This is a genomic window from Mycobacterium sp. PO1, from assembly GCF_017312405.1.
In the GTDB taxonomy this organism is placed as follows: domain Bacteria; phylum Actinomycetota; class Actinomycetes; order Mycobacteriales; family Mycobacteriaceae; genus Mycobacterium.
Genome location: NZ_BLTG01000003.1, coordinates 13,139 through 26,524 on the forward strand (window position 1 = coordinate 13,139; position 13,386 = coordinate 26,524).

The window sequence follows — 13,386 nt, forward strand, 5'->3', positions numbered from 1 at the left end:
TGACACCTGTCAAGTACGGCGAAGTATTCTCACCGCATGCAAATCCGCGACACTGCCGTTGCCACCCCCGACAAGCCCGCCGTCATCATGTACCCCTCCGGGACCGTGGTGACCTTCGGTGAGCTGGAGGCCCGGGCCAACCGACTGGCGCACCTGTTCCGCAAGGCCGGGTTGGTCGAGGGCGACGCGGTCGCGATCTTGATGGAGAACAACGCCCACATGCACGCGGTCATGTGGGCCGCCCGCCGTGCGGGGCTGTACTACGTGCCGATCAACACGCACCTGACCGCGGCCGAGGCGGCCTACATCATCGACAACAGCGCCGCCAAGGCGATCGTCGGATCGGCCAAGCTGACCGACACCCTGGCAGGCCTGGCCGACGAACTGCCCAACGGCCTACCGCCGCTGCTGCTGATCGCCGACGGCACCCTGGAGGGATGGTCGAGCTACCCCGAATGCGTGGCCGACCAACCGGACACCCCGATCGACGACGAGATCGAGGGCGATCTGCTGCAGTACTCGTCGGGCACGACCGGGCGCCCCAAGGGCATCAAACGCGAACTGCCGCACGTACCGCCGTCGGAGGCGCCGGGCCTGATGGCCGCACTGGTGTCGTTCTGGATGCACCCTGACACGGTGTACCTGAGTCCCGCACCGCTCTATCACACCGCTCCCTCGGTGTGGTCGATGCAGACCCAGGCCGGCGGCATCACCACGGTGGTGATGGAGATGTTCGACGCCGAGGGCGCCCTGGACGCGATCGCCAAACACCGCGTCACCCACGGCCAGTTCGTCCCGGTGATGTTCACCCGCATGCTCAAGCTCCCCGACGAGGTACGCAAGGCCTACGACGTGTCGAGCCTGGAGCGGGTCATGCATGCCGCGGCGCCGTGCCCGGTGGAGATCAAGAAGCAGATGATCGACTGGTGGGGTCCGATCGTCGACGAGTACTACGCCTCCTCCGAAGCACACGGCTCCACGCTGATCACCGCCGAGGAGTGGCTCACCCACCCCGGCTCGGTCGGTCGCCCGCTGGCCGGTGCGGTGCACATCGTCGGCGAGGACGGCACCGAGTTGCCGCCCGGTGAGCCCGGCGAGATCTACTTCGAGGGCGGCTTCGACTTCGAGTACCTCAACGATCCCGACAAGACCGCGTCGTCGCGACATGCCAGCGGCTGGAAGACCGTCGGCGACATCGGCTACGTCGACGAGGAGGGTTACCTGTACCTCACCGACCGCCGGCACCACATGATCATCTCCGGCGGGGTGAACATCTACCCCCAGGAGGCGGAGAACCTGCTGGTCACCCATCCGAAGGTGATGGATGCTGCGGTGTTCGGCGTCCCCGACGACGACATGGGCCAACGCGTCAAGGCGGTCGTGCAGACCGTCGACCCCGCCGACGCCACACCGGAATTCGCCGACGAACTGCTGGCCTGGCTGCGTGAGCGCCTCGCACACTACAAGTGCCCCCGATCGATATCGTTCGAGGCGCAGCTGCCCCGCACCGACACCGGCAAGCTGTACAAGCAGGAACTGATCGCGAGATACTCGCGCTGATGCATGTCGCCGACCTGTCGGAGCCCCCACCGCTCGAGGACGCGGGCCCGCCGGGCGTCGTGGTCGCAGTCGGCGACCTCGACTCGGCCCACGCCGAATACTGGTTACAGCGCGCCAGTTTCACGCTGACCGAGCACCCCAGCGACGACCCCCGCACGGTGTGCGTCAACTCGGTGCCCGACGTCGTCGCCGACCTGAAGCAGCGATGCCGCACCTGGCCGGTGACCGCCGCAACCGGTGACGACGTGCTGCGCGCGGTCGATGTCTCGGCACCCGCCTTCAGCGGGGTGATCACCGAGTCGCTGGCCTACTCCACGCTGCAGAGTGGCGCCGAGTTCGCCGCCTGGCTGCAGCGGCGTGGGCCCAGATCCGTGCCCGGAGAGGCAGATCCGGTACTGGCCGACCGCGACGCGGACACGCTGCGCATCCGGTTCAACCGGCCGCGGCGGCACAACGCGTTCACCACCGGAGCGCGGGCGGCGTTGCTCGACGCCCTCACCGTCGCCAGGCTGGACCCGACCGTCACCGAGGTCGTGCTCGCCGGAACCGGCCCGTCGTTCTGCAGCGGCGGGGATCTCGACGAATTCGGCACGTTCAGCGATCCGGCCGCCGCGCATCTGGCCCGCACCCGTCACAGCCCCGCGCTGGCGCTGGAGGAACTGCGCGGCCGGCTGGGTCAGCGACTCCGCGCGGAGGTACACGGTCAGGTGCTCGGCAGCGGTCTGGAGATGGCGGCGTTCTGCGGTCGGGTGAGCGCTGACCCGCAGACACGGATGGGGCTGCCCGAGCTCGAGCTCGGGCTCATCCCGGGTGCGGGCGGGACAGTCAGCATCACCCGCCGAATCGGACGGTGGCGCACCGCCTACCTGTTCCTGACCGGTGCTCTCATCGACGCGCGGCAGGCGCTGCAGTGGGGACTGGTCGACGAGGTCACCGCTGACGGGCCGGCCGGATGATCATCTCGTTGACATCCACGTCGGCCGGCTGGGCGATGGCGAACGCGACCGCGGCGGCGATGGCGTCCGGGGAGATCGCCGCCGCCCGGTAATCGCGCATCGCCGCGCTCGCCGTCGGGTCGGTGATCGTCTGCGCCAGTTCGGATTCGACGACACCCGGCGACACGGTGGTCACCCGGATCGACGGATCGGACTCCAGGCGCAGGCCCTCGGTGATCGCCCAGGCCGCGTGCTTGGTCGCCGAATAGACCGCCGAGGTGGGGACCACCTCGTGCGCGCCGACGGACGCGACGGTGATGACATGCCCGCCGCCCTGCCGCTGAAAGTGGGGGAGGGTGGCGGCGATGCCGTGCAGCAGGCCCCGCACATTCACGTCGATCATCCAGTTCCACTGCTCCACGAGCAGGGCATCCAGCCGTGACAGCGGCATCACGCCGGCGTTGTTGACGATGACGTCCACCCGGCCGTGCGCCGCGACAGCGGTGTCGACGAAGGCCGTCACGTCTGCCAGGTCGGTGACGTCGAGCCGACGTGCCTCGATGCTGCCGCCGGCGCTCCCGGCCGCGCGGGCCAGATCGGTCAGCCGGTCGGTGCGTCGTGCGCCGGCGACGACATGGTGCCCCTCTGCGGCGAGCCGCGCGGCGACGGCTGCACCGATTCCGCTGCTGGATCCGGTGACAAGGACGATCTTCGAGTCGGTCATGCTTCCAGCTTCGACAACCCAGCCCGGACCAACCAGGGTGCGTTGCACCCAGCCGACGCCGCGGTTGCGCTCCTATGCTGGCGGTGTGGGTGACCTCGGGGACTACCTGCGCAGCCGTCGGGCCGCGGTCGCGCCGGCCGACGTCGGCCTGCCCGGCACCGGGCTGCGACGGGTCCCTGGCCTGCGCCGCGAGGAGGTGGCGCTGCTGGCCGGTGTCAGCGTGGACTACTACACACGTCTGGAGCAGGGCCGCGAACGCTCACCGTCAGTACAGGTCCTCGATGCGCTGGCCGTGTCGCTGCGCCTCGACGCCGACGGCCGGCGGCACCTGTTCGGCCTGGCCGGGCTGACACCGAGGCCGGGTGGCGGCCCGGTGTCCGGCACCGTCGACCCGTCACTGCTGCGCCTGATGCAGGCGTGGCCCGACAACCCCGCGCTGGTCTACAACCGGGCCTTCGACGTCTTGGCTGCCAATGCATTGGCAGCCGCGCTGTTCGGCGAGTTCGGCACCGTCGGCAATCTGATGCTGCTGGTGTTCAACGAGCCCGCTTCGCGGACGTTCTACGCGGACTGGCCGGTGGTGGCCGCCGACGCCGTCGCCGGGTTCCGGATGTCCTACGGCACCGACCCCGACGACCCGCGCGTGCGGGAGGTGCTGGCTCACCTCCTGGCGACCAGCGAGGAGTTCCGGCGGTTGTGGGCGCGCCACGACGCCCGGCGAAAGAGCGCCAGCGTGAAGAGGTTTCATCACCCCGAAATCGGGACGCTCACACTGACGATGCAGACGTTCGATGTGCGGTCCGCCCCCGGCCAGGAACTCGTGGTGTACGACGCGGAACCGGGCGGTCCGGATGCCGATGCGCTGGCCATCCTGGGCAGCGTCGCCGCGCAGCGCTGAGTCAGCCCGACCGGCAGCGCTGGGTCAGCCCGACCGGCGCAGCGTCACCCGGTAGGCGTATTGCTCGGGCAGGAACTGGCTGACCGCCAGTTCCATTGCCCGCCCGGCACTGTCGGTGTAGAGCCGGTCGACGCGAAGCATCGGATGCCCGGGAGGGCAGCCCACCGCGGCCGCCGCGGCGTCGGTGGCCGCGGAGACGGTGATCGATTGGGCGGCCTCGGCGATCGGAACCGGTGAGCACGGCTCGAGCAGCCCGATCACGGTGTGGGTGCTGGTCGCGCCGGTGACCAGGTGCGTTGAGCCGGAGACGGTTTCGGCCACCGCCGGGGGAAGGTGGACGACGGTGTGGCCGAATGCGACACCGGCGTGCAGCCGGCGGAACACCACCGTGTGCACGACGTCACCGTCCAGGCGCAGTCGGCTCGCGGCCTCGATGTCCACCCGGCGGCGCAGACCTTCGAGCACCTCCATCGTGGTGTCCTGCGACAGGCTCATCAGGTCCTCGATCGACCCCAGCTGGCGCAGATACCGTCGCCCTTGTCCACCGGCGTAGCTACCGCGACCCGGCACTCTGAACACCACTCCCTCGGCGACCAGGTCCTGGAAGGCGCGGCGGACCGTCTGGCGCGACAACCCGTGGCGGGCGACCAGTTCGGACTCGGTCGGCAACCGGGTGCCGTCCGGGTAGCGTCCCGCCGCAATGTCGGCCCGGAGTTGTTCCCGGAGAATCTGATACGCGGGTGCCCGGGCGGTGACGACCATCAGATGCCGCCTCGGGCCACCAGCTGGCCGGCGATGACGTTGCGCTGGATCTCGTTGGTGCCCTCGCCGACGATCATCAGAGGGGCGTCGCGGAAGTACCGCTCGACGTCGAACTCGGTGGAATAGCCGTACCCCCCGTGGATGCGGACCGCGTTCAGCGCGATCTCCATCGCCACCTCGGAGGCGAACAGCTTGGCCATCCCGGCCTCCATGTCGGCGCGCCGACCGCCGTCGTACCGGTCGGCGGCATGCAGGGTCAGCTGGCGGGCCGCGGTCAGTTTGGTCGCCATGTCGGCGAGGTAATGGCCGACGGCCTGGTGCTTCCAGATCGGCTGCCCGAAGCTCTCCCGGCTCTGCGCGTAGTCCAGGGCATCCTGTAGCGCCGCGGACGCGACGCCCAGCGCGCGGGCGGCCACCTGGATGCGGCCGGTCTCCAGGCCCTTCATCATCTGAGCGAATCCGCGACCGGGTACGTCGCCCAGAATCGCCGACGCCGGCACACGGCAGTCGTCGAAGCTCAGCTCACACGACTCGACGCCCTTGTAGCCCAGCTTGGGCAGGTCGCGTGACACGGTCAGCCCCGGGGTCGGGTTCTGCACCAGGACGATGGAAATGCCGGTGTGCCGGGGCGTGGCGTGCGGATCGGTCTTGCACAGCAGTGCGATGAGCCCGGACCGGCGGGCGTTGGAGATCCACGTTTTCGCGCCGTTGATCAGCAGATCATCGCCGTCCCGGCGGGCCGCCGTGGCCATGTTCTGCAGGTCCGAGCCGCCGCCGGGTTCGGTCAGCGCCATGGTGGCCCGCGTGTCACCGGTGGCCAGTGCGGGCAGGTAGCGCTGCTTCTGCGCGTCGGTGCCGAACAGGGCCAGCAGCTTGGCCACCACGGTGTGGCCGCCCATCGCGCCGGCCAGACTCATCCAGCCCCGGGCCAGCTCCTGGGTGACATGCACATAGCACCGCGTCGAGACGGGGGTGCCGCCGTACTCCTCGGGGACCGCCAGGCCGTAGATGCCCAGCTGCTTCATCTGCTCGATCCACGCCTCGGGGTAGGTGTTGGCGTGTTCGATGTCGCGGACCCCGGGCTTGACGTCGCGATCGACGAACGCCCGCACCGTGTCGACCAGCATGACCTCTTCGTCGGTCAGTCCGTCGCTCACGTAGCTTCCTCCTCCAGCCGAAAGGTACGGCCATTTGGGGACCCGGCCTGTTCAGCATGTTGACACAGCTCGGGCCGTGGTGCCAGCATGCCCGCTGTGACTTTGGACGGCCAAATTCCGGGGGGCCCGTTCTTCGACGACCTGTCCGTCGGTCAGGTGTTCGACGCCGCTCCGTCGATGACACTCACCGCCGGCGTGGCTGCCACGCACCAGGCGATCCTCGGGGATCGGCTGAGGTTGGCCCTCGACGCGGAGCTCGCGACCGCCGTCGTGGGTGCCACCGCCGCGCTGGCGCATCCGGCGCTGGTCTGTGACGTGGCGATCGGGCAGTCCACGGTGGTGACCCAGCGGGTCAAGGCGAACCTGTTCTACCGGGGTCTGACGTTTCACCGGTTCCCGGTCATCGGCGACACGCTGTTCACCAGGACCGAGGTGGTCGGCTTGCGGGAGAACACGGCGAAACCGGGCCGAGCGCCCACCGGTCTGGCGGCCCTGCGGATGACCACGGTCGACGGCGTGGGGCGGCTGGTGCTGGACTTTTACCGGTGCGCAATGCTGCCGTGCAGCGGCGACGGGGTCGAGACGGGGCACCGCGACGACCTGGCCGGCATAGGCGTCGATGCCCCCGCGCAGGCCGACCCCACGGGGGACTGGGACGCGGCCGCCTACCGTACGCGGGTACGCGGCGGCCACTTCGAGGCCGTGTCGGCCGGCACGGTGCTGCGCAGCACCGCCGATGTCGTCAGCAGCGCACCCGAGTTGGCCCGGCTCTCGTTGAACATCGCAGCCACTCACCATGATTCGCGCGCCGGGGGCCGTCGGCTGGTCTACGGCGGGCACACGATCGGACTGGCGCTGGCGCAGGCCACCAGGCTGCTCCCCAACCTGGTGACCGTGCTGGGCTGGCAGTCCTGCGATCACACCGGGCCCGTGCACGAGGACGACACCCTCTACAGCGACCTGCACATCGAACACGCGGAACCGCGGCCCGACGGACGCGGCGCCCTGCTGCGGTTGCGTTCGGTGGTGTTCGCCGCCGCCGACAGCGGGGACGACCGGCAGGTGTTGGACTGGCGCTTCACCGCGCTGATGTTCTGACTTCGAATGGCGGCGGCCACAATGGGGTGGTGACGCCCGTGATGCTGCCGACCGCCGTGCTCGAGCACGCGAGCGGTGTCGCGCGGGAGGTCGCCGCCGAGCTGGGCATCGACATCGACGTTCACGAGCTGCTGGGTGGCCGCGCCGCCATGCTGGGCCTGAGCGCCGGCGGACAGGTCTCCGCCGGCGGCGCCACGCGACTGCTGCCCGGCCACGACGGGTGGTGCGCGCTGACGCTGTCCCGCCCTGACGACATCGATGCGGTGCCCGCGCTGGTCGAGCGCGACGGCATCGGCGCCGACCCGTGGCCGGCCGTGCGGCACAGTGTGCGCCGCCTCGGAGTGCCGGCGTTCGCCGAGCGGGCCCGCCTCCTCGGGCTGCCCGTCGGGGTGCTCGGGGAGACCCGACCCAGCCCGATACGGCTGCGCCGCATCGGCGATCGGCAACCTCGTGGGGTGTTGAACGATCTGCTGGTGGCCGACCTGTCCTCGATGTGGGCCGGCCCGCTGTGCGGTGCGCTGCTGGCCCGGGCCGGTGCGACGGTGGTCAAGGTCGAGACCGCGGCGCGGCCCGACGGCACCAGGTCCGGCCCGGCGGCCTTCTTCAACTGGATGAACGGCGACAAGCTCTCCTACCGGGTGGATTTCGAGGCGCCGGAGGGGCTGCGCAGGCTGCTGCGAGTCGCCGATGTGGTGATCGAATCCTCCCGTCCGGGTGCGCTGGAGCGGCACGGCGTCGGAGTCGCCGACCTCGGCCCCCGCGATGGTGGGGTGTGGATCCGGATCACCGGACACGGCACCGAGGGCGAACGCGGCGGGTGGGTGGCCTTCGGCGACGATGCGGCGGTGTCCGGCGGCTTGGTCTGTGGCCGGGAGTCGTTCCCGCGGTTCTGCGGGGACGCCCTGGCCGATCCGTTGACCGGGTTGCACGCCGCCCGCGCGGTGCTGCGGTCACTCGCGCGCGGCGGAGGAGAGCTCGCGGATCTCTCGATGGCCGCTGTCGCCGCGCACTACGCCGGTGTGCCGTGCAGTGCTGGTCCGTACCGCGACGCCGAAACGCCGTGCACCGTTGTGCCGCAGTGCATCACGCCGGCATCCGAGCTGGGCGCCGACACGGCGCGCGTCGAGGCCCTCGTCGCCGGGCTTCTGGCCGCGCGATGCTGATCCGACGGGCCGTGCTGCTCGACGGTACGCCCGCCGACATCCGGGTCGGAGCGCGGATCGTCGACGTCGCCGACAGATTGGTGCCGCGACCCGGTGAGGACGTCTACGACGCGGCGGGCGGCACCGTGCTGCCGGGATTGCACGACCACCACCTGCACATCCGCGCCGCCGCGGCGGCGATGACCTCGGTGCATGTCGGTCCCGAGGTGGTGCGCAACATCGACGATCTGCGCCGGCTGCTCACCGGCGCGCCCGTCGGTGCCGACGGCTGGATCCGGGCGGTCGGCTACCACGACGCCGGCGCAGGCGAGCTCGACCGCGAGGTACTCGACGCGGCCGGCCCGGCTGTGCCGGTACGGGTACAGCACCGCAGCGGCGTGCTGTGGGCGGTGAATTCGGCTGGGCTGCAACGGCTCGGGCTGGCCGGGCATCCCGACGGACGGCTGCGCAGCGCCGACATCTCGTGGTCGGCGGCGCTGCCGCGCACCGAGCCGGACCTGGCGCAGTTCAGCAGCCGTTTGTGCGGTTACGGTGTCACCGGTCTGACCGACGCGACGCCCGACCTGGGTGCCAGGGACGCAGCGGTGATGGCCGAGGCGCGACAGCGCGGGGACTTGCGTCAGACGGTGCATCTTCTGGCTCCGGGCAAGAGAATTCTGCACGACGACGGTCTGGATCTCGACGAGCTCACCCGGTGGGTGGGTGACCGGCACGACGAGGATGTGGCTGTCGCGCTGCACTGCGTCACTGCCGCGCAGCTGATCGTGGCGTTGGCGGCGCTGCGCAGCGCCGGCCGGCACCCGGCGGACCGCGTCGAACACGCCGCGACCGTGCCCGACGACGCCGTCGCCGAATTGGCTGCCGCCCGGGTCACCGTGGTGACGCAGCCGAACTTCGTCGCCGAGCGCGGCGATCAGTACCTGGTCGATGTTCCGGCCGCGCAGCATCACGAGCTGTGGCGGGTGGCGACACTGACACGGGCGGGCATTCCGGTCGCGCTGTCGACCGATGCGCCGTTCGGCGATGCCGACCCGTGGGCGGCGATGCGCGCGGCGGTCCACCGGCGGACCCCTGGCGGCGCTGTGCTGGGTCCGCACGAAAGGGTCTCGCCGCGCGCGGCGTTGACGATGTTTCTCGGCAGCGCCGTCGCGCCACTGTCCCCGCGCCGGGTCTGCCCCGGTGCCCCGGGAGATCTCTGTGTGCTGTCGGAGCCGCCCGCGACGGTGCTGGGTGAACTCGACGCCGGCCTGGTCGCGGCCACGGTGCTCGCGGGTGAGCTCGTCTTCGAACGCGGCTGATTAACTCAGGCCGCGGCCGGTGCGAAGGCCGTGGTGAGCATCGCGCACTGGCTTCGGAAGAACGACTGTGACACATCGGCTTTGGGGGCGATGCCGTCGAACCCGTGAAACGCTCCCTCGACCACCATGACCTCGCAGGGCACTCCGGCCGCGCGCAGGCGTTCGGCGTAGGCCAGGTCTTCATCATGGAACAGGTCGAACGTCCCCACGCCGATCCAGGCCGGGGGCAGCCCGGCCAGGTCGTCGCGCCGCGCCGGGACGGCTCGATCCGGATCGGCGCCGCGGAGGTAGGCGCGCCAGCCGAACCGGTTGCTGGACTGGTTCCACAGCCGGTGCCCGGGGTGATCCAGGTCCTTACGCAGCACGGTGCGATCGTCGATCATCGGATACACCAGAAGCTGTGCGGCCACGGCAATCTCCCCGATGTCGCGGGCGTGCAGAGCCAGGGCGGCAGCCAGTCCGCCACCCGCGCTTGCCCCACCGATCGCCACTCGGGCCGGATCCACTGCCGGCAGCGCGACCAACCAGCGCAGCGCTGCATAGCAGTCGTCGAGCCCAGCCGGGTACGGGTGTTCCGGTGCCAACCGATAGTCCACCGCCACCACCGTGGCACCGAGCTCGGCGGCGAACCGGCGGCACAGCACGTCGTCCTGGGCGGCGTCGCCGAGGACGTAACCGCCGCCGTGGATCCACAGCAGCGCGGGCCCAGGCGAGCTGGTGGTGGGCGGACGATGCAACCGCACGGTGACTCCGGAGGCCAGGGTGAGCACTTCCACGCCCTCAGGCGTGTGGCGCCACATCATCCGGGTCGCGGCCCGGACGAACGGCAGTGTGACCGGGGTGATCATCTGCTTGGGAACGAGGCGGGCGCTGCGACGCAGCTCGGGGTGGAATTCGATGCGGGGCACCCGATAAGTATGCGCAGTTCGGGCGGCCGATGGTGCACAGTCCCCACGCACGACCAGCGAGAATGTCTGCTTCATTTGCTGGATGGCAGTATTGACGGGTGTTCCAGTATCCGGTGGGGCGGATTGTTGAATCCGAGAGGATTGCTGGATTCCTGCGCGCGGTCGAGTCGTGGCCCGCCGCACTGGTGCTCGACGGGGAAGCCGGCATCGGCAAGAGCACGGTGTGGGAGGCAGGTCTGCAGCGTGCCAGGGAAGCCGGCATGCAGGTGCTGTCGGCGCGGGCGTGGGGAGCCGAGTCGGTGCGGGCCTGGGCCACGGTCGCCGAACTACTGGCCGACGTGCCGCCCGACATCGTCGCCGACCTGCCTGAGGTGCAACGCGGCGCGGTCACCGGCCTCCTGTTGCGCGACCGGCTCGACGAGCCCGCGGACCACGCGCCCGTTGCGAACTCACAGGTGCTGGCCGCGGCGATGCTGTCGATCATCGACGCGCTCGAGCAGAGCGCGCCTGTCCTGATCGCGATCGACGATCTGCAGTGGCTCGATCCGTCCAGCCAGGCGGTCATCGGATTCGTGGCGCGCCGGGTGCGGCGGCGCACCGCGCTGCTGCTCACCCATCGCACCGACGCCGACGCCGGGCACGCCTCGACCGCCTGGTTGCATCTCGACAGCGTCAACGGGATCCAGCGGATGCAGCTCCACCCCCTCACCCTGGGCGGCCTGCACGAGGTCATCGCCCAGCGTCTCGGCAGGTCCTTTCCCCGGCCGACCGTGGTACGCATCGCCGACGTCTCGGGCGGAAACCCTTTCTATGCGCTCGAACTCGCTCGCGCGCTCGGCAACCGTCCCCTGCGCAGCGACACCGAACTCCCCACCTCGCTGGCCGAGCTGGTACGCCTGCGGGTCGGCGCGCTGAGCGACGAGGTCCGCGCCGTCCTGCTGGTGACCGCCGCCACGTCCGACCCGACGGTAGAGATGATCTCCGCGGCCATGGGGGCGAGTGTCGAGCGCACCGTCGAGCTGCTGGAGAGCAGCGAGGGGGCGGGGGTGGTCACCGTGACCGGGAACAAGGTGAGGTTCAACCACCCGCTCCTCGCCCGGGGCGTCTACACCGACGCCGATCCGCAGCAGCGGCGGCAGGTGCACCGGAGCCTGGCCGACCTGGTCGCCGAACCCGAGCTGCGGGCACGTCACCTCGCCCTGGCCGCCACGACCGCCGACCCGGTCACCCTGGCCGCACTGGACGAGGCCGCCGCCGTGGCGCGGCACCGCGGAGCTCCCGCCGAGGCCGCCGAACTGCTCGAGCTGGCCATCGGGCTCGGCGCCGATACCGCCGAGCGCCGAATCCAGGCTGCCGACAATCACATTCGTGCCGGAGACACCGGAACCGCGTCGTCGATCCTCGCGCCGGCCATCGAGCGGTCGGCGCCCGGCGTCACCAGATCGGTCGCATTCCTGTTGCGCTCGGCCGTGCTCATCCACACCCAGGGCTATCTGCGCGGCATCGACGACCTGCAGAGCGCGTTGGCCGATGCCTCCGGTGATGCCATGCTGACGGCGTTCGTCCGCACGATGCTGGCGTTTGCGCAGGTACGCGCGGACCTCTACGACGAGGCGACCGCGAACGCGCGGGAAGCGCTGGCCCAGGCGGAGCGGCTCGGGGTCGATCAGCTCATCAGCTCGGCGCTGGCCGTCAACGCATGGATCGACTGTCTGTGCGGCAGAGACTACGACCGGGCGGCCATGCGGCGGGCGCTGGATCTGGAGGCGGTGGAACTCGATGCGCCGGTCACGTTGAGTGCCAGCGCCATCCACGCCGTCCTGCTGGTGTGGACCGGCGAGGTCGACGCCGCGGCGGTGCAGCTGCAGGCCGTCCGGGACCGCCTGCTCGACCGCGGCGCCGACACCGAGATGCTCTGGGTGTCGCTGAACGCCGTCATGCTCGGCATCCTGCGCGGCGACTACACCGCGGCCGCCGCCGACGCCCGCGACACCGTCGAACGCGCCGAACGACTGGGCGGTGCGCACGTGATGAGCATTGCGCTGACGATGCGCGGTGCCGTGGCCGCCTATACCGGCGACGACCACTCGGCCCGAACGGATCTGCGCACGGCGCTGGAACTGGCGAACAGCTGCCGGTCCCCGTATGCCGACCTCGCCTCGGCGCTGCTGGCCTTCCTCGAGGTGTCGGTCGGGGCGTACGAGGCCGCGCTGGCCGCGTTGGAGCCGATGCTGCGGGTCTTCGACACGGTCCCCGGCGCCGAGTTCGCCACCAAGGGGTACCTGCCCGACGCGGTGGAGGCCCTGGTGGCGCTGGGCCGGCTGGAGCAGGCCGAACAGCTGGCAGCGGCCGTGGAAGACAACGGCCGTCGACTCCATCGACCCTGGCAGCTGGCGGTGGGTGCGCGGTGCCGCAGCATGGTGCTGCTGGCGGCGGGCAAGGTGGCCGAGGCCGAAGCGGCCGCCGCCGAGGCGATGAGGCACCACCAAAGCCTCGCGATGCCCTTCGAACGGGCGCGGACGCAGCTGGTGTGTGCTCAGATCCAGCGCCGCCGGCGCCGTAGAAGAGCTGCGGAAGCGCAGTTCGCCGAGGCGCTGGCCACCTTCGAGCAGCTCGGCGCGGTGCTGTGGGCCCGCCGGGCCGAAGCCGGGGCGGGGCCGGTGGGCGTCGATGCGGACGCCAGGCGCGCCTTGACCGGCACGGAGCGGCGCATCGCCGAGCTCGCCGCGTCAGGCCTGACGAACCGGGAGATGGCCGCAGCGCTGTACGTCAGCCCGAAGACCGTGGAGGCCCACCTGACCCAGGTCTACCGCAAGCTGGGTATCCGCTCGCGTGCCGAGCTCGGTCGGGTCATGGGCCGCTCGATCCGGTGAGGGCTCCGAA

At 70.7% G+C, this 13,386-nt stretch carries 11 protein-coding genes; 7 read left to right on the forward strand and 4 right to left on the reverse strand.

All coding sequences use genetic code 11. The annotated features are described in order from the left end of the window. Nucleotides 1–36: 36 nt before the first annotated feature. Both fadD4 and J3476_RS00895 read left to right on the forward strand, forming a co-directional pair. Entirely contained in the window at nucleotides 37–1,560 is a 1,524-nt protein-coding gene (fadD4, locus tag J3476_RS00890; RefSeq protein ID WP_207064745.1) for a fatty-acid--CoA ligase FadD4, read from the forward strand. Next, nucleotides 1,557–2,516: an enoyl-CoA hydratase/isomerase family protein gene (locus J3476_RS00895; protein ID WP_373889007.1), complete on the forward strand. Its 960-nt coding sequence runs from the start codon at nucleotides 1,557–1,559 to the stop codon at nucleotides 2,514–2,516. The genes fadD4 and J3476_RS00895 overlap by 4 nt, the downstream gene beginning before the upstream one ends. Here the strand turns inward: J3476_RS00895 and J3476_RS00900 are convergent. After that, a complete protein-coding gene (locus J3476_RS00900; RefSeq protein ID WP_207064747.1) occupies nucleotides 2,491–3,219 on the reverse strand; it encodes an SDR family oxidoreductase in 729 nt (242 codons plus the stop codon). The genes J3476_RS00895 and J3476_RS00900 overlap by 26 nt on opposite strands. 85 nt (nucleotides 3,220–3,304) lie before the next feature. On the opposite strand from J3476_RS00900, the gene J3476_RS00905 reads away from it, so the two are divergent. Beyond that, entirely contained in the window at nucleotides 3,305–4,117 is an 813-nt protein-coding gene (locus tag J3476_RS00905) for a helix-turn-helix domain-containing protein (protein ID WP_286182470.1), read from the forward strand. 24 nt (nucleotides 4,118–4,141) lie between these two features. On the opposite strand, the gene J3476_RS00910 is transcribed toward J3476_RS00905, so the two are convergent. Both J3476_RS00910 and J3476_RS00915 read right to left on the reverse strand, forming a co-directional pair. Further along, complete coding sequence (locus J3476_RS00910) at nucleotides 4,142–4,879, reverse strand: GntR family transcriptional regulator (RefSeq protein ID WP_207064749.1); 738 nt, start codon at nucleotides 4,877–4,879, stop codon at nucleotides 4,142–4,144. Then, a complete protein-coding gene (locus J3476_RS00915) occupies nucleotides 4,879–6,036 on the reverse strand; it encodes an acyl-CoA dehydrogenase family protein (RefSeq protein ID WP_207064750.1) in 1,158 nt (385 codons plus the stop codon). Before J3476_RS00915 ends, J3476_RS00910 begins: the two co-directional genes overlap by 1 nt. Nucleotides 6,037–6,123: 87 nt before the next feature. On the opposite strand from J3476_RS00915, the gene J3476_RS00920 reads away from it, so the two are divergent. The 3 genes from J3476_RS00920 to J3476_RS00930 are packed head-to-tail and all read left to right on the forward strand — an operon-like array spanning nucleotide 6,124 to nucleotide 9,595. Continuing rightward, nucleotides 6,124–7,134 carry a MaoC family dehydratase gene (locus J3476_RS00920; protein ID WP_207064751.1) on the forward strand — a complete coding sequence of 337 codons (1,011 nt, stop codon included), beginning with the start codon at nucleotides 6,124–6,126 and terminating at the stop codon, nucleotides 7,132–7,134. Nucleotides 7,135–7,163: 29 nt separating this feature from the next. Further along, the gene (locus tag J3476_RS00925; protein WP_286182473.1) at nucleotides 7,164–8,297 is read left to right on the forward strand and encodes a CoA transferase; all 1,134 of its coding nucleotides are present in this window, start codon (nucleotides 7,164–7,166) and stop codon (nucleotides 8,295–8,297) included. After that, the gene (locus J3476_RS00930) at nucleotides 8,291–9,595 is read left to right on the forward strand and encodes an amidohydrolase family protein (protein WP_207064752.1); all 1,305 of its coding nucleotides are present in this window, start codon (nucleotides 8,291–8,293) and stop codon (nucleotides 9,593–9,595) included. Before J3476_RS00925 ends, J3476_RS00930 begins: the two co-directional genes overlap by 7 nt. A 5-nt stretch (nucleotides 9,596–9,600) precedes the next feature. Here J3476_RS00930 and J3476_RS00935 read toward each other — a convergent pair whose 3' ends face one another. Continuing rightward, complete coding sequence (locus J3476_RS00935; RefSeq protein WP_373889008.1) at nucleotides 9,601–10,443, reverse strand: alpha/beta hydrolase; 843 nt, start codon at nucleotides 10,441–10,443, stop codon at nucleotides 9,601–9,603. Between the two features lie 158 nt (nucleotides 10,444–10,601). Between J3476_RS00935 and J3476_RS00940 the strand changes: the two genes are divergently transcribed. Next, entirely contained in the window at nucleotides 10,602–13,376 is a 2,775-nt protein-coding gene (locus tag J3476_RS00940; RefSeq protein WP_286182475.1) for a LuxR family transcriptional regulator, read from the forward strand. Nucleotides 13,377–13,386 lie beyond the last annotated feature (10 nt).